Origin of the sequence: Vibrio sp. Vb339 (assembly GCF_902751245.1) — a bacterium.
Classification (GTDB): Bacteria; Pseudomonadota; Gammaproteobacteria; order Enterobacterales; family Vibrionaceae; genus Vibrio; species Vibrio coralliirubri.
Genome location: NZ_CADDIS010000002.1, coordinates 964,300 through 986,556 on the forward strand (window position 1 = coordinate 964,300; position 22,257 = coordinate 986,556).

Here is a 22,257-nt window from a genome sequence, read left to right on the forward strand (position 1 = left end):
CTACCTACTGTTTGTCGAGCCAAGCAGTTAGCGCGACTTTAATATCAGCGGCTACTTGCTCAATTTCTTGCTGCGCGTTAATCACAAGTACAGAATCATCTTGTTCTGCAATTTCTAGATAGCGCTCACGCGTGCGGTCGAAAAATGAGATGTCCATCTTTTCAATTCTATCAAGCTCACCACGACCTCTAGCACGCTCTAGTCCTACTCTAGGGTCTAGGTCCAAATATAGCGTTAGATCGGGCTTAAAACCGCCTAGCGTGGTTGCTTTCAGTGATTCCATAGTCGTGCGCGCGATCTGGCGACCACCACCTTGGTATGCCTGTGAAGACATATCATGACGATCACCCAATACCCATTGACCACTATCGAGTGCGGGCTTGATGACGTTTTCTACTAATTGAACACGTGCTGCGTACATCAGCAGCAATTCAGTCATGTCTTGAAGCTTCTCGCCTTCGTGCTCTTCTTTAACCAATGAGCGCATCTTTTCAGCTAAGACCGTACCACCCGGCTCGCGAGTATTAACAATATCCTCAACACCCGATGCTTTTAATGTCTCAACGATGGCATTGATTGCTGTGCTTTTGCCAGCGCCTTCAAGGCCTTCAACCACGATAAATTTCGACTGATTCATAATTATTTCTTTATCTGTTTTTTCTTAATTGTTTTAAGTAAGCTCGCACTGCACGGTTATGCTCAGTCAAACTCTTTGAAAATACGTGACCGCCTGTTCCACTCGCAACGAAATACAAATAGTTGCTCTTCTCTGGATTCAACGCCGCGTTGATAGACGCTTTGCCTGCCATAGCGATAGGGGTCGGTGGCAAGCCACTCATTGTATAGGTGTTGTAAGGCGTTGGCGTGCGTAAGTCTTTCTTACGGATGTTGCCATCGTAGCTGTCACCCATGCCATAGATAACGGTTGGATCAGTTTGCAAACGCATACGCTTGTTCAGGCGGTTAACAAACACAGAAGAAACACGCTCACGTTCTGACGCAACAGCGGTCTCTTTCTCAATGATAGACGCAAGAATTAACGCTTCGTATGGCGATTTAAGAGGCAGCTTATCCGCTCGATTTTCCCACTCTTCATTCACCACGCTCATTAGGTCTCGATGCGCGCGCTTCAGCAAATCTAAATCAGTAGTGCCGTAGGTGTAGTGATACGTTTCTGCTAAGAAGAGACCTTCTAGCTTTTCGTTTTCAATACCCAACTTTTCAGCGATCTCTTTTTCAGAAACACCGTCCAACGTCTGTTGAATGAATTCGTTGTCTTTTAGTTGAACAAGCCATTCGTCAAAACGACTGCCTTCAACAAAGGTAATGGTAAACTGGTGTTCTTTCCCTTCTACAAGCACCTGTAGCGCCTGCTCTAAGGTTAAACCCGGTTCAAGCAGGAATGTACCCGCTTTTACGTCTACAAGCTCAGGATGTAACTTACGGATTAATTTCTCGTAAGGAGAAGCCTCAAACAGCCCCTCGTTAATCAACTGGGCTAGAACGCGGTTAAAGCTGCTACCTGAAGCAACAGTCACGACTTGTGGTTTTTCTAATTGAATAACTTGTTTCAGGTTATCTTGCGCTTGGTTGTAAACATAAAAACCAGCAGCACCGGCTGCAATTAAGCACAAGATAATAAAAATAAATAACTTTTTGATCACGAGTTTAGTTGTCCTTGAAGGCTACGAGTAACGGTTCCAATGTTAAATTGGGTATCACTAATACGGGTAACTGGGGCAACCCCTAAGATGGAGTTGGTCATGAAAACCTCATCAGCTTGCATGAGTTGAGATAAGCAGTAGTCACTAATTGTAACGGAAAGTTCAGCTTGATTCAGCGCGGTTAACACTTGCTTACGCATAACCCCTGCGACACCACTTTGAGTGAGTTGAGGTGTGTATATCGCCTGACCTTTACGCCAAAACAGGTTGGCCATAGTGGTTTCAATCACATTGCCCGAAATATCAAGAACCACACCATCCACTTCATTAGCTTGATCCATTTCATCTTTCATCAAAATCTGCTCAAGACGATTATTGTGCTTATGGCCAGCAAGTAGTGGGGTCAAACCTAGCGCTTGATGACAGATACCGAGTTCAACACCGGAGTCTTGCCACGCTGCATAATGACTTGGGTAATCGAAGGTACTGATGGTGATTGTCGGCTTGTCGATATTCTTCGTACTGTAGCCACGTCCACCAGCGCCACGGCTAACGTGCAGCTTGATCCCTGCTTTTTGATTATGAGGCTTATTTGCGTTATGGAGCTTGTTTGGGCCGTCAAGGCCCTTTGTGCCATGAAGATCATTATCTTGGATATGTTGAAGCGCAGTATCGAGCCAAAGACTAACCACATCCCAATCAAGAGCAGAAATGCGCAGCGCTTTAAGGCATTCGTCGACACGGTGCTGATGATCGTAAAAATGTTGTATCTCACCATCACTCACGAACATCGTCGTAAAACAGCCGTCTCCGTACTGAAACGAGCGATCCAAAATATCGACAGTTTGCTGGCTTTCTCCATCAACCCAAAACATGTTTTTCCCCATAAAAAGAAACGGCTCAATGCTAAAGCATCAAGCCGTTTAAAAACAAGTCTAATTGTGACTATCTACGAATGTTTACGTCTTTAATAAGATGATTAAATCTTTTTGAAGATCAAACAGCCGTTTGTACCACCGAAACCGAATGAGTTACATGCAGCATATTCCATGTTGCTAACTTCACGCGCAGTGTGAGGTACTAAGTCAATATCTAAGCCTTCTTCAGGATCATCTAGGTTGATTGTTGGTGGAACAATTTGGTCAACCAGAGACATTGCCGTGATGATAGCTTCAGCAGAACCAGCAGCACCTAGAAGGTGGCCTGTCATTGATTTCGTAGAAGAAACCAATACTTGCTTGCTGCCTGCTTCGCCAAGAGCACGCTTGATGCCCTTAACTTCCGCTACGTCACCTGCAGGAGTCGAAGTACCGTGTGCGTTTACATAACCGATTTGTTCACCAGTAATGCCAGCATCACGCATAGCCGCTTCCATTGCTAGTGCGCCACCTGAGCCATCTTCACTTGGAGATGTCATGTGGTAAGCGTCACCCGACATACCGAAGCCAACTAGCTCACAGTAAATCTTAGCGCCACGAGCTTTCGCATGTTCGTACTCTTCAAGAACCATCATGCCTGCACCGTCACCAAGAACGAAGCCATCACGGCCTTTGTCCCATGGACGAGAAGCTTTTTGAGGCTCATCGTTACGAGTAGAAAGTGCTTTAGCCGCACCAAAACCGCCCATACCTAGTGGAGTTGATGCTTTTTCAGCACCACCCGCTAGCATTGCGTCAGCATCGCCGTATGCAATCATACGAGCCGCGTGACCAATGTTATGTAGGCCAGTCGTACATGCAGTAGAAATCGCGATGTTTGGACCGCGTAGGCCACGCATGATAGACATGTGACCAGCAATCATATTCACGATCGTCGACGGTACGAAGAACGGGCTGATCTTACGAGGGCCTTTTTCAGTTAGAGCTTGGTGACCGGCTTCGATCAAACCAAGACCACCAATACCAGAACCGATAGCAACACCCACACGTGGAGCGTTTTCTTCAGTAATAGTTAGGGCTGAATCATCTAAAGCTTGAATACCTGCTGCGACGCCGTACTGGATGAACAAGTCCATCTTACGAGCATCTTTTTTAGTCATATACTCTTCGCAGTTAAAGTCTTTAACTAGACCTGCAAAACGAGTTGAGAAATTGGTTGCATCAAAGTGCTCGATATTAACGATACCACTTTGACCAGCTAGCAGGGCTTTCCAAGAAGATTCTACAGTGTTGCCTACCGGTGACAACATACCCATGCCAGTGACAACTACACGACGCTTGGACACGATTTTACACTCCGGGGATTGAGGTGATTTAAGATGAGGATAGATGAGTTAGATAAAACACAGGCGGTCGAGGTGACCGCCTGGGAGAGATTATTACTGAGCGCTAGTTACGTAATCGATAGCTGCTTGAACAGTAGTAATTTTCTCAGCTTCTTCATCTGGGATTTCAGTGTCGAATTCTTCTTCTAGAGCCATTACTAGCTCTACTGTGTCTAGAGAATCTGCACCTAGGTCATCAACGAAAGAAGCTTCGTTTTTAACTTCAGCTTCGTCTACACCTAGCTGTTCAACAATGATTTTCTTTACGCGTTCTTCGAGGTTGCTCATTTTTTCTTTTCCTTTACAGAGTTCGCTTTATGCGATGTTTTCCGTAGTTTATTCAATCTATTGAAAGTTGCAAGGTCAACTTTTCTGGTCAAACCACAATTTTCACGATTTTAACCGAAATTACGTATGATCTTGACTTAAATCATGCACAAATGTTGCACATAATTTACACCATGTACATACCGCCATTGACGTGAAGTGTTTCACCTGTGATATAAGCTGCCGCAGGTGACGCCAAAAATACCACAGCTTCAGCGATTTCGCGAGGGTCACCTAGTCGACCTGCTGGTACATTCGCCAAAGTTGCTGCACGTTGGTCATCATTTAGCGCTTTAGTCATGTCAGTTTCGATGAAACCAGGAGCTACAGTGTTCACTGTAACGCCACGAGACGCAACTTCACGAGCCATTGATTTAGTAAAACCAATTACGCCTGCTTTTGCAGCTGCGTAGTTAGCTTGACCAGCGTTACCCATAGTACCTACTACAGAACCAACGTTTACGATACGACCTTGACGCTTCTTCATCATGCCACGCAATACAGCTTTAGACATGCGGAAGATAGGCGTTAGGTTAGTATCGATGATGTCATTCCATTCGTCGTCTTTCATACGCATCAGTAGGTTATCACGAGTGATACCTGCGTTGTTAACTAGAATGTCAATCGCACCGAATTCATCGTTGATGGTTTTCAGTGTAGCAGCAATTGAATCAGTATCCGTTACATTAAGAGCAAGACCCTTACCGTTCTCACCAAGGTACTCGCTGATTGCAGCTGCGCCGCCTTCAGATGTCGCAGTACCGATAACTTTAGCACCACGCTCAACTAAAAGTTCAGCGATTGCACGACCGATGCCACGGCTTGCGCCTGTAACTAGTGCAACTTTGCCTTCTAAATTCATCATAACTTCTCTATTAAGTGGTTATTTACTTAGCAGCTTCTAGTGATGCAGTGTCATTAACTGCAGCAGCTGTCATAGTTTTTACGATTCGTTTTGTTAGACCAGTAAGAACTTTACCAGGGCCTAATTCAAGTAGCTTCTCAACGCCTTGCTCATTCATCGCTTGTACACCTTCAGTCCAACGAACTGGGCTGTATAGCTGACGAACAAGTGCGTCTTTAATTTTTGCAGGGTCTGTTTCAGCAATAACATCAACGTTATTGATAACAGGCAATGCTGGCGTGTTGAACTCTAGAGCTTCTAGAGCCACTGCTAGCTTGTCTGCTGCTGGCTTCATCAGTGCACAGTGAGATGGCACTGAAACAGGTAACGGAAGTGCACGCTTAGCGCCCGCATCTTTACAAAGTGCACCAGCACGCTCTACTGCCGCCTTGTTACCCGCGATAACAACTTGACCAGGAGAGTTAAAGTTAACTGGAGACACAACTTCGTCTTGCGCAGCTTCTTCACACGCTTTAGCAATCGCTTCATCGTCTAGACCGATGATTGCGTACATTGCGCCAACGCCTGCAGGAACTGCTTCTTGCATCAATTGACCACGCAATTCAACCAGCTTGATCGCTTCTTTAAAGTCGACAACGCCTGCACATACAAGTGCAGAGTACTCACCTAGGCTGTGACCTGCTAGATTTACAGGTTGCTCTAGGCCAAGCTCTTGCCATACACGCCAAATTGCAACAGACGCTGTTAATAGAGCCGGTTGAGTGCGAAAAGTTTCATTTAGATTTTCTACTGGACCATCTTGAACCAATGCCCATAGATCGTAACCAAGTGCTTCTGAAGCTTCAGCAAATGTCTGTTTTACAACATCATACTGTTCGCCTAGGTCAGCAAGCATACCGATAGCTTGAGAGCCTTGGCCTGGGAATACGATAGCAAACTTGCTCATTGTAATTTTCCTTTAAGCAAAGCAAAAAATTGAATAAGGCACATAAGTTATGTGCCTTGTTTGTTGATTATCGCTTGGGGTTAGAATTTAACTAACGCAGACCCCCAAGTGAAGCCGCCGCCAAATGCTTCAAGTAGAAGCGTTTGACCACGTTTAATTCGCCCGTCGCGAACAGCCTCATCTAGAGCCGTTGGTACGGTAGCTGCTGACGTGTTGCCGTGCTTATCAAGAGTAATCACTACTTGATCAAGCGACATCGTCAGCTTTTTAGCGGTTGCCGAGATAATACGGTAGTTCGCTTGGTGTGGAACTAACCAATCAAGCTCTGACTTATCCATATTGTTCGCCGCTAATGTGTCTTTAACTAGCTTAGAAAGCTGAGTTACCGCCACTTTAAATACTTCGTTGCCCGCCATGTGCAGCCATTTGTCCGCATCACCGCCACGCTCTGGAACTTCTAAACTTAGAAGCTCACCGTATTTACCGTCAGAGTAAATATGAGTAGACAAAATACCTGGCTCTTCGCTTGCGCCTACAACCACCGCGCCTGCTGCATCACCAAATAGGATGATAGTAGAGCGGTCAGTCGGATCACAGGTTTTTGACAGTGCATCAGCACCAATTACCAAAACGTTCTTACACATGCCAGTCTTGATGTGTTGATCAGCAACAGACAGTGCGTAGACAAAACCAGAACACGCCGCAGCCAAATCAAACGCAGGACAGCCTTTGATACCAAGCTTGCCTTGTACCTGACATGCCGAAGACGGGAATGTGTGGCTACTGCTGGTTGTCGCAACGATGATTAAATCAATCTCTTCTTTGTCGATACCTGCCATTTCAATGGCATTTTCAGCAGCGTAAAACGCCATATCAGCAACGGTTTCGTTTTCCGCTGAAATACGACGCTCTTTAATACCAGTTCTAGCAACGATCCACTCATCGCTAGTCTCTACCATTTTCTCTAAGTCTGCGTTAGTACGCACCTGAGATGGCAAGTAGCTGCCAGTACCTAAAATTTTGCTATACATGAAGACTAATAATGCCTCTCGAGTAAAACCGCTTCCAAACGATCGCTAATGCGGCTGGGGACTTGTCGTTTGACCTCGTGTACTGCTTCACCAATCGCGTTGACGACTGCAGACACATCAGCACTTCCATGACTTTTAATGACAATGCCGCGCAATCCTAACAAACTTGCGCCGTTATACTGGTCGGGGTTCAAGGTTTTTAATTCAGTAAATAGCTCAGAAAACAGCATTCTGGCTATCCAACCCTTTATTGTTGAAGCCATCATGCGCGTTTTTAGCTTATCAATAAAGAGCTGAGCCGTACCTTCGCACGTTTTTAAGCAGACATTGCCCACAAAACCATCACATACGACGACATCAGCAGCATCTTGAAGTAATTGATTACCTTCAATATAGCCTATGAAGTTCACAGACTGAGTATTAGACAACATTTCAGCGCATCGTTTTACAAGGTCATTGCCTTTAATTTCTTCTGCACCGATATTCAAGATAGCGACACGTGGTGCGCGACCTAAATGTTGTTCTGCTAATGCACTGCCCATGACAGCAAACTGAAAGAGTGAATCTGCATCACTAGAAACGTTCGCCCCTAAATCAAGCATCCATGTGCGATTTCCGGATGCAGTAGGCAAAGCTGAAACCAATGCAGGCCTATCAATACCGGGAAGAAGCTTGAGTCTGAAACGGGATAAAGCCATCAGTGCGCCAGTGTTACCACCACTCACACAAGCATCAGCCTGTGATTCGGCAACCAGATCGATAGCGGCACGCATAGAGCTACCCTGACTATTACGTAAGGCTAGTGAAGGTTTTTCAGAATTGGAAATGACTCGATCACAATGCTGGATACTCAAACGAGAATCAGGCATTCGACCTAATGAAGATAATTGAGATGTGATCGCGTTTCGATCACCTATTAGAATGACTTTTAGCTCTGGGAAATACGACAGTGCCTGCACTGCGGCAGGCACTGTTACACGAGGACCGAAGTCCCCGCCCATTGCATCAAGCGCAACGGTTAGATTTTGCAAAGGTCAACCTTACTTGTTGATAACCTTTTTGCCGCGGTAGAAACCTTCGGCAGTCACGTTGTGACGTAGGTGAGTTTCACCTGAAGTTGCGTCTACAGAAAGTGCAGCTGTAGTTAGCGCATCGTGTGAACGACGCATGCCACGCATTGAACGTGATTTCTTGCTCTTTTGTACGGCCATTGACCCTACTCCTATGTAAATTCTTAAAGAAGCAATTACTTCTTTAAGCTTTTTAAAACATCAAATGGATTCGGCTTTTTGTCTTCCTCAATTTCTTCAGGAAGTTCACCAAACACCAAGTTATTTGAGTTAACGCTACATTTCGCATCGTCGTGCATTGCTATTTGTGGCAATCCAAGGATGAACTCGTCTTCAACTAATTGAATCAGGTCTAACTCACCGTACTCGTTCAGATCTACCAAATCGTACTCTTCCGGTGCTTCCTCTTCACTTTTCTCACTGTAAACAGGAGTATAAGTAAATTGGACATCGCACTCATGTGCGAAAACCTCATTACAACGTTGACACTCTAAATCGACTTCGACGTTAGCTTTACCAGAGATAACGACTAATCGTTGTTCATCAAGCCCAAATGACATTGAGACTTGCGCGTCACGTTTTACGCCTTCAGTTGCTTCAGTTAAACGCTTCAAAAGACTGACCTGAATGATACCATCCATATCGAGTCGTTTTTGAGCCGTTCTTGCCGGATCAACTGTACGCGGTATTTTTTCCTTTTGCATAGGGCGCGAATCTTATCTTCCAAATCGTGTTTAGTCAAAGGAAATGGCAAAAAAAATGTACTTTCCTGCCTTTCCTATTCAGAGCATTATGAATAGCAGGACAAGTTACGTTATCCTGAGATAAATGCTTCCTTGAATTGTAAATTAAAATGAGAAATTACCAACTAGTTTTAGCCTCTACATCACCATTTAGGCAAGAGATCCTCAAAAAACTACAGTTAAGCTTCATTACAGCCAAGCCAGACTGCGATGAAACGCCGCTTCCTGAAGAGACTCCTCAACAGCTGGTGATGCGCCTTGCTGAGACCAAAGCTAAGTCTTGTGCTGTGGAGCAACCTAGCCTAGTCATCGGTTCTGATCAGGTTTGTGTGATTGATGGAGAGATCATAGGTAAGCCTCATACTCGAGAAAAAGCGATCGAGCAGTTATCTCGTCAAAGCGGTAAGAGCATTACTTTTTATACAGGGCTTTCGGTTTGGAACAACGAAACCAATGAAGCTGACACGCGTCTCGACACCTTTGTAGTGCATTTCCGCGATTTAACTGAGCAGCAAATCATAAGTTATGTTGAGAAAGAACAGCCTTATTACTGCGCGGGCAGTTTTATGTGTGAAGGGTTAGGCATCGCGTTGTTTAAACAAATGGAAGGTAAAGACCCGAATACTTTGATCGGCTTACCGCTGATCGATCTCGTCGATATGTTAGAAGCGCAAGGAATGAGTGTGCTGTAACGGATACGCTCTCTTTGTTAGAGATTCCCTACTCCTTCCTTCGTCAGTCTAGGGAATGACGGAACACGCAATTTTATCTAACCAGCTAATGATATAGAACGTGATTTTAAAAAGTCGTCATCCTCAAGAGCTAGGAACGAACGACTTGGGGATCTTCTACAACAGATGACAACAAAAAAGGTTGACGATATTCGTCAACCTTTCTCATTTATGGGTACTGAAGAACAAATTTAGAGGCACTCTATACCTTCGTATCTCGTATCTCGTATCTCGTATCTCGTATCTCGTATCTTCTTAAAGCTTACGTAAACCCGTTAGGGCTTTCTCTAACCTTCTTTCCATTGGCGCCGAGATATCCATCTTCTCTTCACTACCTGGGTGTGTGAACTTGATGTTTGCTGCATGTAGGAACAGACGATCAAGACCAACCTTGCCCGTGTAAGCATCAAAACGACGATCACCGTAGCGATCATCCCAAGCAATTGGGTGACCAGTATACTGAGCGTGCACACGAATTTGGTGTGTACGGCCTGTAATTGGGCTAGCTTGAATCAACGTCGCCTCTTGGAACTTCTCTAAAACCTTAAAGCGAGTTTCAGAAGCTTTACCATTCGGGTTCACTCGAACAATGCTATTCACTTCATTTTTTAACAAAGGTGCATTGACGACTTTACAGCTGTTTTTCCATTCGCCCATGACTAAAGCGAAGTAGTATTTTTGAACCGTTTTTTCACGGAACTGTGCTTGAAGGTGTCTTAGCGCCGAGCGCTTCTTAGCAACAAGCAAAATGCCAGACGTATCTCTATCGATACGGTGCACTAATTCAAGAAAGCGAGCATCAGGGCGAAGAGCACGTAATGCTTCAATCGCGCCAAACTTTAATCCGCTACCACCATGAACAGCAGTGCCAGACGGTTTGTTAAGAATCAGCATGTGATCATCTTCATAAATGATGCACTGTTCTAATTCTGAAACCTTGTTGAGTTTCGTGCTCGGCACGTTCTCTTCTGTTTTCTCTTCAATAGTAACCGGAGGGATACGAACTAAATCGCCAGCTTTTAGTTTGTATTCAGCCTTGATGCGTTTTTTATTTACGCGGACTTCGCCTTTACGCACGATTCGGTAAATCATGCTTTTCGGGATGTTTTTTAATTGGTTGCGTAAGAAGTTATCAATACGCTGACCAGCCATATCTTCGTCAATGTCGACGAATTGGACTTGGGTTCTAATTTCGCTCATTGCGCTATTGTATCACTGTCACTTTTGATAATTGAGATTTTCTTAGCCCTATTCCGAACTTATTTATCCCTAATCCTTACCGATCTATCCCAAAATGGTCGTTGAAGTTCTATATTTCTTTGATTCTTCGAACAAAAAAGCATCAAGATTCCTGCAAATTAAAATATCAATTGATAAATTATTTATAGACAGTGAGTTAGAGCTATCAAAACCCAAACAAAAACTGTTTTTTTTACAGCATTCCGACAAAGCAGATTGCTGTGTTTACCGACCGCTGCTATAGTTCACAGCTGCTATCAGTGGTTTGACTATTATTTAAACAGCTAACCATTCATAAGCAAGTAAATGAGTAGATAACTCAGATTAGACAATGCTGCAATCGGCGTAAGACACGGTCAACTGAGTTCCTTATCGCTCTACTCACGTACACTCATGTTGAGTATTCACCGCCACATCGCGGATCATAGGCTAACTTCCTATGATGACTGACGTGCCCCAGAGCATCCCTCTCCAGCCGGGAGGCTGCACCGATAAAGCCATGGGATCTGGCACCATGAGAAACGAAATAAAGCGATAAGAACAATGATGAAAATAAGAAAAGACAATGAGAATTTCTAAATGAAAAGAATGTTAATTAACGCAACTCAAAAAGAAGAGTTGCGTGTCGCTTTGGTTGATGGCCAGCGACTGTTCGATCTAGATATCGAAAGTCCAGGTCACGAGTCAAAGAAAGCGAATATCTACAAAGGACGTATTACCCGTATTGAACCAAGCCTAGAAGCGGCATTCGTTGATTACGGCGCAGAACGTCACGGTTTCCTCCCTCTTAAAGAAATTGCCCGCGAATACTTCCCTGAAGGTTATACATACCAAGGCCGTCCTAGCATTAAAGAAGTGCTAAAAGAAGGCCAAGAAGTAATCGTACAAGTAGAGAAAGAAGAACGTGGTAGCAAAGGTGCTGCACTGACAACTTTCATCTCTTTAGCTGGTAGTTACTTAGTTCTTATGCCTAATAACCCTCGTGCTGGCGGTATTTCTCGTCGTATCGAAGGTGATGAACGCACTCAACTGAAAGCAGCATTAAGTACTCTTGAGCTTCCTCAAGGTATGGGCTTAATCGTGCGTACAGCGGGTGTTGGCAAAAGTGCAGAAGAGCTAGAGTGGGACCTGAATGTTCTATTGAACCATTGGGGCGCTATCAAGCAAGCTTCTGATTCAAACGCAGCTCCTTTCCTAATTCACCAAGAGAGTAACGTTATTGTTCGCGCAATTCGTGACTACCTACGTCGTGATATTGGCGAGATTCTAATCGACAGCAATACTATTTTTGAACGTGCACAAGCGCACATTCAATTAATACGCCCAGATTTCATGAATCGCGTTAAGAAATACGATGGTGAAGTGCCACTATTCAGCCATTACCAGATTGAAAGCCAGATCGAATCTGCTTTCCAACGTGAAGTTCGTCTTCCATCTGGTGGTTCTATCGTAATCGACCCAACAGAAGCACTGACTTCTATCGATATCAACTCTGCTCGTGCAACAAAGGGCGGCGATATTGAAGAAACAGCACTTAACACTAACCTAGAAGCTGCCGATGAAATTGCACGTCAATTACGTCTACGTGACCTAGGTGGTCTTGTTGTAATCGACTTTATCGATATGACTCCGGTTCGCCACCAACGTGAAGTAGAAAGCCGTCTACGTGATGCCGTTCGTTTAGATCGCGCACGTGTTCAGATTGGTCGTATTTCTCGCTTTGGTCTTCTAGAGATGTCTCGTCAACGTTTGAGCCCATCACTAGCAGAAGCAAGCCACCACATTTGTCCTCGTTGTACAGGTACTGGTGTTGTTCGTGATAACGAATCTCTAGCACTTTCTGTTCTACGTTTGATTGAAGAAGAAGCTCTAAAAGACAACACAGCACAAGTACTTGCTGTTGTGCCTGTTCCAATCGCTTCTTACCTTCTGAACGAAAAACGTCGCTCAGTAAACCACATCGAGAAGAACCAAGAAGTTAAGATCACTGTTGTTCCTAACTCAGACATGGAAACGCCGCACTTTGAGGTTATCCGTGTTCGTGAAGGTGAAGAGTTCGATCTACTGTCTTACTTGCTGCCTAACAAGCTAGAAGCTCTAAAAGAAGCGGAAAGCAAAGAGCCTGCTGAACAGACTATTCGTCCTAAGAAGATCGAAGAACCTGCTCTGAAAGGCTTCGCAGCTCCTGCTCAATCAGCACCGACTCCTGCTCCAGCACCTAAAGCTGTAGAAGAGAAGAAAGCTGAACCAGCAGCGACTCAAGAACCAGGCCTAATTGGTCGTTTCTTCAAAGCTATCGGTAGCTTCTTATTTGGCTCTTCAACTCAAGAAGAGAAAAAAGAAGAACAGAAGAAAGAAGAAGAGAAACCTAAAAACAATCGCAACAATGGCAACCGTCAACGCCGTGATCGTAACGATAACCGTCGTCGTAACCAACGTGGTGAGCGTGGCGAACAGCGTAACGACCGTGGTGAACGTGGCGACAATCGTAACGAAAACCGTGACAACAAACGCCGTCGTAAGCCAGCTCGTGATGAGAAGCCTGAAGAGCAAAAAGAAGCAGCTCCACAGCAAACTCGTCAGCCTCGCAAGCCTAAGCAAGACCGTCGCAACAAGCCACGTGATGAGCAGAAGCAACGCGAAGAGCAAGCACCATCTAAATTAGCAGAAGAAGGTCTACAGCTAGCAGCAGAAGCACAAGCTGGTAAACCGGAAGCGCCTAAGGCTAAACCTGAAGCGAAAGCAGCTAAGATTAAAGAGCGTCGTCAGCGTCGTAAACTGAACAAGCAAGTTCGTGTTAAAGACCAACAAGCTCAAGCTGAAGATAATGCTTCAAAAGAGCAGGTTATTGCTAAAGAACAATCAGTAGCTCAAGAGCAAAAAGTTGCGGAACAAGTAGAAGCAACTCAAGCGAATGCAGAGCAAACTGAACAGGAAGAGCCGAAACAACGTCGTAACCGTCGTTCTCCACGTCACCTACGTGCAAGTGGTCAACGTCGTCGTCGCGGTCGTGATCGTCGCCCTAACCCATTCCGCCTACGTAAAGGTGGTGTAGCTTCTCCAGAGATGGCTATGGGTAAAGTGATGCCTCGCTTCATTCCAAAACCTCACCACAAGCAGGCAAAACCTGAAGTGGCTGAAGTTCAAGTAGCAGCTGAAGCTCAAACATCTGTTCAAGAGCAGAATGTTGCTCTAGAGACGGCACCACAAAGCAATGTAGCAATGGCTGGCGGCTTCGCATGTCCAGAGCTTGCAATGGGTAAAGTGATTATCCGTCGCGAAGAAGCTGCTGTTGAAGCTCAAGTAGCTGAGACTCCTGCTGTAGTTGAAGCTCCTGCAGTCGTTGAAGAAGCACCAGTGGTTGTTGAAACTGCGAAAGTTGAAGCTCCAGTGATTGCAGAAGCGACGAAAGTTGAAGCGCCTGTTGTAGCAGAAGCTGTGCAAGCAGAAGCAACACCAGTTGTTGAAGCTGAAGCGCCTAAAGCTGAAAGTGCAAAAGTTGAAGAAGCACCTGTTGTAAAAGCAGAAGCTCCTAAAGCAGCACCAAAAGCAGTTGTTGCTAAGAAGCAAGCCGGTTCACCAATGACTAAAGCTCCTGGTCCTCAAGAGATCAAAGAGATTGAAGTGATTGCAGCTCCGTTCCGCACTGAACGTTTTGTATCGAAAGGTGCAGGCAGTCAGGCAGCGTCGAACAAAGCTGGCGCGGCGATGACTAAGCCAAACTACTAGTGATTACTGATAGATAATCGCAAGTAAATAGAATCAAAGGCTGCTTATTAAAGCAGCCTTTTTCATATCTACTAATCGAATAAAAATTAACAGATATATTACTCAAAGTTAGGTTCAACCTTGAACTTAATCACATTTTTGGGTAGCATTCGCGCACTTATCTTTTCGACACTTCGCTATTGCCGCTCTTTTCCATCACTGTTTGGCTACGCAATACACCCGTGTCGGTAAATCCATCTTAAGCATAGCTGAGCAAACATGTTCGAATTCCCACAATTTTCAAAGCACTCTGTAAAGAATGACGTGCTTTCAGGTCTTACAGTAGCCCTAGCTCTGGTACCTGAAGCTGTAGCATTCGCCTTTGTTGCTGGCGTTGACCCAATGGTTGGTCTTTACGCAGCATTCATCGTAGGTTTAATCACTTCTGTCTTTGGCGGTCGTCCAGGTATGATTTCTGGTGCAACTGGCGCAATGGCCGTGGTAATGGTGAGCCTAGTGGCAACCCATGGTGTTCAATACCTATTCGCAGCCGTTATGCTGGCTGGCCTTCTGCAAATTGCAGCGGGTGTATTTAAACTAGGTAAATTTATCCGTATCGTTCCACACCCAGTAATGATTGGTTTCGTGAACGGTTTGGCCATTGTTATCTTCCTAGCTCAGCTTGGTCAATTTAAAGCACCAGACGTAACAGGTGCGTTGACTTGGTTACCAAGCGGTCAAATGACACTAATGCTAGGTCTAGTAGCCCTTACAATGGCTATCATCCATTTCCTACCTAAGCTAACAACAGCAGTACCATCTTCATTGGTTGCTATTGTTACAGTAACAGCTTTGGTTGTGGGTCTTGACCTTGAAACTCGCACTGTTGTCGACTTCCTACGTACAATGTCTGGTGACGAAGCTGCTACGCTAGCGGGCTCTCTACCAACATTCTCAATTCCTGCTGTTCCGTTTTCTTTAGAGACACTACAGATCATCCTGCCTTACGCAATTATCCTTGCGGCTATCGGCCTGATTGAATCTCTGCTGACACTGACAGTACTAGACGAAATGACAAACACTCGTGGTCAATCTAACCGTGAATGTGTTGGTCAAGGTATGGCTAACGTAACGTGTTCTGTATTCGGTGCGATGGGTGGTTGTGCGATGATCGGTCAATCGATGATCAACGTAAACTCAGGTGGTCGTGGTCGTCTTTCAGGTATCGTAGCCGCAGTTGCACTACTGATGTTCATCCTGTTCGGTTCTGCACTGATTGAAATGATTCCTCTAGCAGCACTTGTGGGCGTAATGTTCATGGTTGTTATCGGCACATTTGAATGGGCAACCTTCAAGCTTGCGCGTCGCGTTCCTAAGCAAGACTTCTTCGTTATCGTTCTTGTTACCGTAGTAACCGTACTGACTGACCTTGCTGTAGCAGTAGGTGTTGGTGTTGTTGCTTCTGCGCTAATGTTTGCTTGGCAACATGCTAAACATATCTACGCAGATACATCAGTAAACGCTGAAGGCTCAAAAGAGTACAAAGTTAACGGCCCAATCTTCTTTGGTTCAACGGCTAACTTCCTTGAGTTGTTTGACGCTTACAACGATCCACAAGATGTAATCGTTGATTTCGCAAACTCACGCGTGACTGACCACTCTGCAATTGAAGCGATCGATACGATTGCTGACCGTTACGCGGCGCTAGGTAAAACACTTCACCTTCGCCACCTAAGCCAAGACTGTGTTGCTATGCTGCACAAAGCAGGTAGCTTAGTTGAAGCGAACGTTGCAGAAGACCCAATCTACAAAGTAATGTCTAAGTAATCTTAGCTGTAACTTTAAGTTAGATTTAGAAAGGCCGACATTCAATGTCGGCTTTTTTATTCCTATCGGTCAGCCCTTGCGCTGATCACCAAACGACGAACATTGTTCCTACACTACATTGAACGCAGTATCGCTTCGCTAGACTCTTCGATTAAATCCAACACCAATTCAAAACCATTTCCCTCACCATAATACGGATCGGGGATCTCTTGATATTGTGACTTTCCAAAGCTTAAAAATAACGCAAGCTTGTATTGGAGATGAGCGGGACACTGGCTCATTAAGTCATCTAGATTCGCCCTATCGGCCGCGAGTATCAGGTCAAATTCTTCGAAGTCATTATCTACCACTTTACGAGAAGTTATCCCCTTAAAGCTGTAGCCTCGCTTCTCTCCTGCAGATTTGGAACGCGAGTCTGGCGGGTTGCCTTGATGAAAACCAATCGTCCCCGCAGAGTCGACCACAACGTCAATATCCAGCTGTTGCGCTTTCTTCCTTAGCACCGCTTCACCTGTTGGCGAACGACAAATATTTCCCATACAAACTACGAGTATCTTTTTCATCCCTAATCACCTGTTCTTCCGATGGTTTTTACTATCGTTAAGTTAGGCTATGATAGGCGCAATCACAACTTAAAAGGATTTGTTATGTCGACTGAAGACAACAAAGAACAACGCCACAAAGCAAGACAACAGAAAGTAAAAGAACAAGTCGATGCTCGTGTCGCTGCAGCACAAGAAGTAAAAGGCCTATTGCTGGTCATCACGGGTAACGGTAAAGGTAAATCAACATCCGGTTTTGGTACGATTACACGTGCCGTTGGTCATGGTAAGAAGTGTGCCGTTGCTCAGTTTGTAAAAGGAACTTGGGATAACGGTGAAAAGAACGTTCTTCAAAAGCTTGATGTAGAGTTCCAAGTGATGGGTACTGGCTTTACTTGGGAAACTCAAAACAAGGCTCAAGATATTGAAGCCGCACAGCGCGTGTGGAAAGAGTGTCAGCGTATGCTAGCCGATGAGTCGATTGATGTAATTCTGTTTGATGAGCTGACTTACATGGTGAGTTACGGCTACATTGAACTGGATGAAGTGGTAGAAGCTCTGAACAACCGTCCGAAAATGCAGTCCGTGATCATTACTGGCCGTGGAGCGCACCGCACTTTAACGGACATGGCCGATACAGTATCTGAAGTTCGTAACGTGAAACACGCTTTCGAATCGGGTGTTAAAGCACTGCAAGGTGTCGACTGGTAATCACATTCAACTAGAGATCCCCGACTCGGTCATTCTTCCTCTCGAGGATGACGACTCTTCAGTGTTGCTCCCCTAAATAAAGGACGAGCACCGATCGTCACTCCCTAGAACGAGGGACGAGTGCAATAGGGAATATCTTGGATACGAGACTAGCTAAAAGTGAGCACTGATGCATCCACGCTAACCTCTCGGGATGACGACCACTAGACTGTCACGTACTTGAACAAAGCACGACAACCTATCGTCATTCCCTAGAACGAGGAACGAGTCTCATAGGGAATCTCTTTGCTTACTAAGCCCGGATAATAATCAGCATCCAAAAAAAGCGCCATTCCTACAGTAGGAATAGCGCTTCTTTTATATGCGAGTTAGGCAAAGATTAGTTAAAGAAACCTTTCAATAAACCATCAACCGCTTCTTTAGTTTTCTCGTCTTTGATCTTGTCCGTTAGCTTGTTCACACCACGGTCAATTTCTTTCTGTGCTTTCTGCTTCAACACATCATCAAAAACAAGTGCGAATTTCGGGTCAGCCCACTGGCCAGTTACCTTAATTGGGATTGTCACATCTTTCAGATCGTCGATACTCTTACCGCCCTGACCTTCAAGTGAACCCACAATTGATGTACGTACAAGGAAATCGACCGTTTCATTGATGAAGTTTGCTTTACCTTGACCTGTTACGCGTAACAGTGGCGACTGTGCTGATAAGTCGTTAGTTGAAACCCAACCTTTATCCACTTTCAGTATCGCTTTCATTGCACTGAAGTCCGTTTTTTGAGCTTCATTTGTGCTTTCAACTTTCTCGCCCTTGATCTTAGCGTAGTTTTCTCGAATCAGTTGAGCTACGTTGATGCCGTTAACTGCACCATCTTCAAAGTTAATCGCGATAGTACCGACTAGGTTTTTCTTGATACCCGTAGGAGTCAGACTCTTACCTTTCACGTTGACATCAATATTACCGGTACCTTCCAGCATATCGTTATCTGCAACATCAACTAGTAACGGTTGTACTTTCACGCCTTTGATTTTCTTCTTAGCCGTGTAAGTCACCGGTGTTTTACGAGCATCTAGCTTAGCCGTAGCTGAAATAGAACCTTGGTAAAGATTCGAGGTAAATGAGGTTAGCTCTGCGATACCACGGTTAACCGAAAATGCCGTTTTAACATTCTGCATCTTCGCGTTGTTCGCCTTGAACTTATCAATCGTGATGTCACCTTTCACGTCTAACGTTTTCAGAGCCGACAGATCAGGTTCCACTTCTTTAGCTGGAGCTGAACTACCAGAGTTTGACGTTGAGCCACCAGCAGAATCAGAAGGAGCAGTGCTCGCTGTTTCTGTTGTATTGCCTAAGCCTAGGAACTCGTCCAAATCAATATTCGGGCTATGAAGAGAGAAACGAACCTTTGGTATTTCAGATAGGGTTACGTCTGCTTTACCGTCTAATGCAATAGCGTTAGCTTGTAGCTTCTCTAACACAAAGCTCAGGTGGCTCTTGTTAAGATCGAAGCTTAAGTCAGACAGCATGTCGACTTTCATTGGAGACTGAGGAAGCGTGTCGCCTTTGAATGTTGAGTCTAACGTTAATTTGTTCAGCGTTACTTTTGAAATCGCGCTATCAACCGTAAGTTCACCGCCACCTTTAAGATCAAGGTCAAGGCCAGCCGCATTACCGATTACAGCGTAAGTCAGTTGGTTTACCTTATCGAACTCAAACGTATTCAGGCCAATTTTTGCTGACTCAATCGACGTCGATGGATCATTGAACTTAGCGTTTAAGTCGATATTACGAAGTGCGTAACTTGCGAAGCCTTCAGCTAACTTGAACTCTGCGCTACCTTGTGCAGAGAACTTCTGTTGATTGTTTTCACCAGAAGCCGCAAACGTCGCGGTTGTCCATGTATCAACGGCAAACTCAGAAAGATTCAAAGACACATCGTATAGCTTAGTGAATGAACCCGCTTGCTTGTCGTCCATTTCAAACAATGCGTTTGATACAGTTACGCCTGCAAGGTTGATCGTCCAACCCGATGCGTCTGTGGTAGTTTGCTCTTGAGGGGCAGGAGCTGATTCAGAATTGGTGTCTACTGCAGGCTCAGATTCTTGAGGCGCTGACGCTTGCGTTAGTGCATCAATGTTCTTGCGACCATCTTTAAGCGTTTCTAAATAGAATTCTGCACCATCTAGAGTAATGTTACCTATCTCTAGTTGGTTGCTAAATAGCGGAGTAACCGAAACATCAACACCAACCGTATCAACCTTAAATAGGTTGGGTTGAGTGAACCCTTCAGGATTACGTAATTCAGTTTGACCAAGTTCAAAGCCAATGGATGGGAAGAATTGCCAGCTGATATCACCCTCGATCACGAGCTCTAGGCCTGTGTGTTTTTGGGCTTGTTCGACAATTAGTGGCTTAAATTGGTTGGGATTCACTAACAGCACTAGTGCCAGAATTGCTGCAATTACAACAAACACTGGTACAGCTATGAAAATGAGTAGTTTCTTCATCCGCATATTCCTTGCTTAGATTCCAAAAGAAAGTGGCACTATAAAAGTGCCACTGATTCGGTAAAAAATAAAGCTAAGTGAGTCACTTAGGCAAAATTTTATTCGATTAAGACTTCAACAACTTCGCAATGTGCGCTTTTAGCACATCAATCGCAATACGGTTTTTACCACCACGAGGAACGATGATGTCTGCATGTTGTTTTGAAGGCTCGATAAACTGCATGAACATTGGACGTACTGTTTCTTGGTATTGCTTAAGTACAGTGTCCATTGTACGACCACGCTCTTCTACATCACGCTTAACACGGCGTAGTAGACAGATGTCTAATGGTGTATCCATAAACACACTTGCGTGCATTAGTTTACGAAGACGCGGGTCTGTTAGAAGCAGAATACCCTCTAAAATGATCACTTTCTTTGGAGTAAGTGTAGTCGTTTCAGAAGTACGTGTGTGCTCTGTGTAGCTGTATTCAGGAACTTCTACGGCGTTGCCACTCATTAGCTGCTGTAGATGTTCACATAAAAGATCATGATCTAGTGCATTTGGGTGATCGTAGTTAGTTTTAACACGCTCTTCCATACTCAAGTGGCTTTGGTCGCTGTAATAGCAATCTTCCGTGATAACACCAATTTGATGGTCGCCTACTTTTTCGCGCAATTCATTATAAATTGTACTAGCAATCAGACTTTTTCCTGAAGCTGAAGCGCCAGCGATACCTACGATGACACATTGATTATTATCAGACATTAATTTTGCACCCGATATGGTTTGGTGGTGGGAAGAGATAAACCGCCTGATTATAGGGGCTAAAGCACATAGATTCTAGTCGCCATTTTAGCTAATTGCAGTCAAATTGATGATATCAATGCATTTAATGAATACAATCGTTTGCTTTCAAATAACTTGCCTACAACTATTTGCACAACCCCAATGGCTATCGGCCTAAATCCAAGCGTTGTTTATCTAATCCAACATGATTAACACAACTTTTGATTATCTTTTGTTATTCAACCAAAGAAAAGTTAATCGCCTCTGGTCTCGCCTTACCGGTCCAGAACATCTTCGCAGCCACATTCTCAGCAAGCTCTAAGTAGTGATGTGTATGTTCACTGTCTGGACGACGAATCACCGTCGGACAACCTGCATCGATGTCTTCTCGCACATCAATATGAAGAGGGATCTGTGCCAAAATATCGAGGTAAAACTCTTCTGACATGGCTTCAGCACCACCAGCACCAAAGATATGCTCTTTCTCACCACAGTGACTACAAATATGATAGCTCATGTTTTCAACTAAACCTACCACTGGCACGCTTACCTTATCGAACATCGCTACGCCTTTACGCGCATCCGCTAATGCCAAATCTTGAGGAGTGGTCACCACTACTGCGCCCGTCACTGGGATCTGTTGCGACAACGTCAACTGAATATCACCGGTGCCCGGTGGCATGTCGATCACAAGGTAATCCAACTCTGGCCATACAGTTTCATTAACAAGCTGCCCCAAAGCCTTCGCTGCCATAGGGCCACGCCAGATTGCCGCATCATCTTTCGACACAAGATAGCCAATAGAGTGAGTGAAAATGCCATGCGCCTCGATTGGCATCATCCATTTGTTGTTCTGTACTTCTGGTTTCGCGTCTAGTTGGCCGAGCATCATAGGCACTGATGGACCGTAGATATCCGCATCCAACAAACCCACTTTTGAACCTGACTTAGATAACGCGAGCGCAAGGTTTACTGAAGTCGTTGATTTACCCACCCCACCCTTTGCTGACGTCACAGCGATAATATTCTTAACACCCTTCAATGGCGTCGCGACTGTGGTTTCTAGCGCAGACGGCTTCACTTTTACTTCAAACTGAAAAGCGCTAACAAGCTGTTGTTCAATCTGAGAGTGGATCCACTGTTCCAGTTCAACTGCAAGCTGATTAGCAGCAAAAGGCAAGGTGATAACAAATGATCCACGCGGATCAACCGATACAATATTTTGATGTAGCGCCCACTCTGGGATGAGGATTGGTGACTCGAACTCATTCAACCATGAACAGAAATCTTGCTTAGAAGTAAAGTTACGCATTGG

Annotated in this window: 20 protein-coding genes; 4 read left to right on the forward strand and 16 right to left on the reverse strand. The window is 44.8% G+C overall.

The features are described 5' to 3' along the window. Positions 1-4: 4 nt before the first annotated feature. The 11 genes from tmk to yceD form a co-directional block, all read right to left on the reverse strand. Positions 5-637: a dTMP kinase gene (tmk, locus tag HRQ85_RS12980; RefSeq protein ID WP_048610583.1), complete on the reverse strand. Its 633-nt coding sequence runs from the start codon at positions 635-637 to the stop codon at positions 5-7. A gap of 10 nt (positions 638-647) precedes the next feature. Next, the gene (gene mltG, locus HRQ85_RS12985; RefSeq protein WP_017062149.1) at positions 648-1,664 is read right to left on the reverse strand and encodes an endolytic transglycosylase MltG; all 1,017 of its coding nucleotides are present in this window, start codon (positions 1,662-1,664) and stop codon (positions 648-650) included. Beyond that, entirely contained in the window at positions 1,661-2,539 is an 879-nt protein-coding gene (pabC, locus tag HRQ85_RS12990; protein ID WP_172379801.1) for an aminodeoxychorismate lyase, read from the reverse strand. Before pabC ends, mltG begins: the two co-directional genes overlap by 4 nt. A gap of 104 nt (positions 2,540-2,643) precedes the next feature. Next, positions 2,644-3,888, reverse strand: a complete 1,245-nt coding sequence (gene fabF, locus HRQ85_RS12995) for a beta-ketoacyl-ACP synthase II (protein WP_019821243.1) — start codon at positions 3,886-3,888, stop codon at positions 2,644-2,646. Positions 3,889-3,981: 93 nt separating this feature from the next. Beyond that, positions 3,982-4,215 (reverse strand): acyl carrier protein, encoded by a 234-nt coding sequence (acpP, locus tag HRQ85_RS13000; protein WP_004737381.1) that lies wholly within the window; start codon positions 4,213-4,215, stop codon positions 3,982-3,984. Positions 4,216-4,381: 166 nt separating this feature from the next. Beyond that, positions 4,382-5,116 (reverse strand): 3-oxoacyl-ACP reductase FabG, encoded by a 735-nt coding sequence (gene fabG, locus HRQ85_RS13005; protein WP_029235138.1) that lies wholly within the window; start codon positions 5,114-5,116, stop codon positions 4,382-4,384. Between the two features lie 25 nt (positions 5,117-5,141). After that, positions 5,142-6,065 (reverse strand): ACP S-malonyltransferase, encoded by a 924-nt coding sequence (gene fabD, locus HRQ85_RS13010; protein WP_172379802.1) that lies wholly within the window; start codon positions 6,063-6,065, stop codon positions 5,142-5,144. Positions 6,066-6,145: 80 nt separating this feature from the next. Beyond that, the gene (locus HRQ85_RS13015; protein WP_017054985.1) at positions 6,146-7,096 is read right to left on the reverse strand and encodes a beta-ketoacyl-ACP synthase III; all 951 of its coding nucleotides are present in this window, start codon (positions 7,094-7,096) and stop codon (positions 6,146-6,148) included. 5 nt (positions 7,097-7,101) lie between these two features. Continuing rightward, positions 7,102-8,127: a phosphate acyltransferase PlsX gene (plsX, locus tag HRQ85_RS13020; RefSeq protein ID WP_017062152.1), complete on the reverse strand. Its 1,026-nt coding sequence runs from the start codon at positions 8,125-8,127 to the stop codon at positions 7,102-7,104. Between the two features lie 9 nt (positions 8,128-8,136). Continuing rightward, positions 8,137-8,307 (reverse strand): 50S ribosomal protein L32, encoded by a 171-nt coding sequence (gene rpmF / locus HRQ85_RS13025; RefSeq protein ID WP_004737376.1) that lies wholly within the window; start codon positions 8,305-8,307, stop codon positions 8,137-8,139. Between the two features lie 35 nt (positions 8,308-8,342). After that, on the reverse strand, positions 8,343-8,870 hold the full coding sequence (yceD, locus tag HRQ85_RS13030; protein WP_017062153.1) for a 23S rRNA accumulation protein YceD: 528 nt from the start codon (positions 8,868-8,870) through the stop codon (positions 8,343-8,345). Between the two features lie 149 nt (positions 8,871-9,019). Here yceD and HRQ85_RS13035 point away from each other — a divergent pair, with 149 nt between their 5' ends. Then, the gene (locus tag HRQ85_RS13035) at positions 9,020-9,601 is read left to right on the forward strand and encodes a Maf family protein (protein ID WP_172379803.1); all 582 of its coding nucleotides are present in this window, start codon (positions 9,020-9,022) and stop codon (positions 9,599-9,601) included. Positions 9,602-9,895: 294 nt separating this feature from the next. On the opposite strand, the gene rluC is transcribed toward HRQ85_RS13035, so the two are convergent. Next, positions 9,896-10,840 (reverse strand): 23S rRNA pseudouridine(955/2504/2580) synthase RluC, encoded by a 945-nt coding sequence (gene rluC, locus HRQ85_RS13040; protein WP_017054981.1) that lies wholly within the window; start codon positions 10,838-10,840, stop codon positions 9,896-9,898. Positions 10,841-11,458: 618 nt separating this feature from the next. Between rluC and rne the strand changes: the two genes are divergently transcribed. Together rne and HRQ85_RS13050 are read left to right on the forward strand one after the other, a co-directional pair. Beyond that, a complete protein-coding gene (rne, locus tag HRQ85_RS13045; protein WP_172379804.1) occupies positions 11,459-14,608 on the forward strand; it encodes a ribonuclease E in 3,150 nt (1,049 codons plus the stop codon). A 258-nt stretch (positions 14,609-14,866) separates the two neighbouring features. After that, the gene (locus tag HRQ85_RS13050) at positions 14,867-16,414 is read left to right on the forward strand and encodes a SulP family inorganic anion transporter (protein ID WP_019823563.1); all 1,548 of its coding nucleotides are present in this window, start codon (positions 14,867-14,869) and stop codon (positions 16,412-16,414) included. A gap of 113 nt (positions 16,415-16,527) precedes the next feature. Here HRQ85_RS13050 and HRQ85_RS13055 read toward each other — a convergent pair whose 3' ends face one another. After that, a complete protein-coding gene (locus HRQ85_RS13055) occupies positions 16,528-16,977 on the reverse strand; it encodes a low molecular weight protein-tyrosine-phosphatase (RefSeq protein WP_172379805.1) in 450 nt (149 codons plus the stop codon). A gap of 84 nt (positions 16,978-17,061) precedes the next feature. Here HRQ85_RS13055 and cobO point away from each other — a divergent pair, with 84 nt between their 5' ends. After that, positions 17,062-17,667 carry a cob(I)yrinic acid a,c-diamide adenosyltransferase gene (gene cobO, locus HRQ85_RS13060; RefSeq protein WP_048610567.1) on the forward strand — a complete coding sequence of 202 codons (606 nt, stop codon included), beginning with the start codon at positions 17,062-17,064 and terminating at the stop codon, positions 17,665-17,667. A gap of 379 nt (positions 17,668-18,046) precedes the next feature. On the opposite strand, the gene HRQ85_RS13065 is transcribed toward cobO, so the two are convergent. The 3 genes from HRQ85_RS13065 to apbC form a co-directional block, all read right to left on the reverse strand. Next, positions 18,047-20,173, reverse strand: a complete 2,127-nt coding sequence (locus tag HRQ85_RS13065; RefSeq protein WP_172379806.1) for an AsmA family protein — start codon at positions 20,171-20,173, stop codon at positions 18,047-18,049. A 106-nt stretch (positions 20,174-20,279) separates the two neighbouring features. Beyond that, the gene (udk, locus tag HRQ85_RS13070) at positions 20,280-20,921 is read right to left on the reverse strand and encodes a uridine kinase (protein ID WP_004734002.1); all 642 of its coding nucleotides are present in this window, start codon (positions 20,919-20,921) and stop codon (positions 20,280-20,282) included. A gap of 256 nt (positions 20,922-21,177) precedes the next feature. Further along, positions 21,178-22,254, reverse strand: coding sequence for an iron-sulfur cluster carrier protein ApbC (gene apbC, locus HRQ85_RS13075; RefSeq protein WP_172379807.1), 1,077 nt, complete (start codon positions 22,252-22,254; stop codon positions 21,178-21,180). Positions 22,255-22,257 lie beyond the last annotated feature (3 nt).

Coding starts and splice junctions, on each gene's coding strand:
- HRQ85_RS13055 (WP_172379805.1), bottom strand. CDS start 16,977: ATGAAAAAGATACTCGTAGTTTGTATGGGAAATATTTGTCGTTCGCCA.
- rne (WP_172379804.1), top strand. CDS start 11,459: ATGAAAAGAATGTTAATTAACGCAACTCAAAAAGAAGAGTTGCGTGTC.
- apbC (WP_172379807.1), bottom strand. CDS start 22,254: ATGCGTAACTTTACTTCTAAGCAAGATTTCTGTTCATGGTTGAATGAG.
- fabG (WP_029235138.1), bottom strand. CDS start 5,116: ATGAATTTAGAAGGCAAAGTTGCACTAGTTACAGGCGCAAGCCGTGGC.
- rluC (WP_017054981.1), bottom strand. CDS start 10,840: ATGAGCGAAATTAGAACCCAAGTCCAATTCGTCGACATTGACGAAGAT.
- udk (WP_004734002.1), bottom strand. CDS start 20,921: ATGTCTGATAATAATCAATGTGTCATCGTAGGTATCGCTGGCGCTTCA.
- HRQ85_RS13065 (WP_172379806.1), bottom strand. CDS start 20,173: ATGAAGAAACTACTCATTTTCATAGCTGTACCAGTGTTTGTTGTAATT.
- pabC (WP_172379801.1), bottom strand. CDS start 2,539: ATGTTTTGGGTTGATGGAGAAAGCCAGCAAACTGTCGATATTTTGGAT.
- yceD (WP_017062153.1), bottom strand. CDS start 8,870: ATGCAAAAGGAAAAAATACCGCGTACAGTTGATCCGGCAAGAACGGCT.
- tmk (WP_048610583.1), bottom strand. CDS start 637: ATGAATCAGTCGAAATTTATCGTGGTTGAAGGCCTTGAAGGCGCTGGC.
- HRQ85_RS13035 (WP_172379803.1), top strand. CDS start 9,020: ATGAGAAATTACCAACTAGTTTTAGCCTCTACATCACCATTTAGGCAA.
- cobO (WP_048610567.1), top strand. CDS start 17,062: ATGTCGACTGAAGACAACAAAGAACAACGCCACAAAGCAAGACAACAG.
- acpP (WP_004737381.1), bottom strand. CDS start 4,215: ATGAGCAACCTCGAAGAACGCGTAAAGAAAATCATTGTTGAACAGCTA.
- HRQ85_RS13015 (WP_017054985.1), bottom strand. CDS start 7,096: ATGTATAGCAAAATTTTAGGTACTGGCAGCTACTTGCCATCTCAGGTG.
- HRQ85_RS13050 (WP_019823563.1), top strand. CDS start 14,867: ATGTTCGAATTCCCACAATTTTCAAAGCACTCTGTAAAGAATGACGTG.
- fabD (WP_172379802.1), bottom strand. CDS start 6,065: ATGAGCAAGTTTGCTATCGTATTCCCAGGCCAAGGCTCTCAAGCTATC.
- rpmF (WP_004737376.1), bottom strand. CDS start 8,307: ATGGCCGTACAAAAGAGCAAGAAATCACGTTCAATGCGTGGCATGCGT.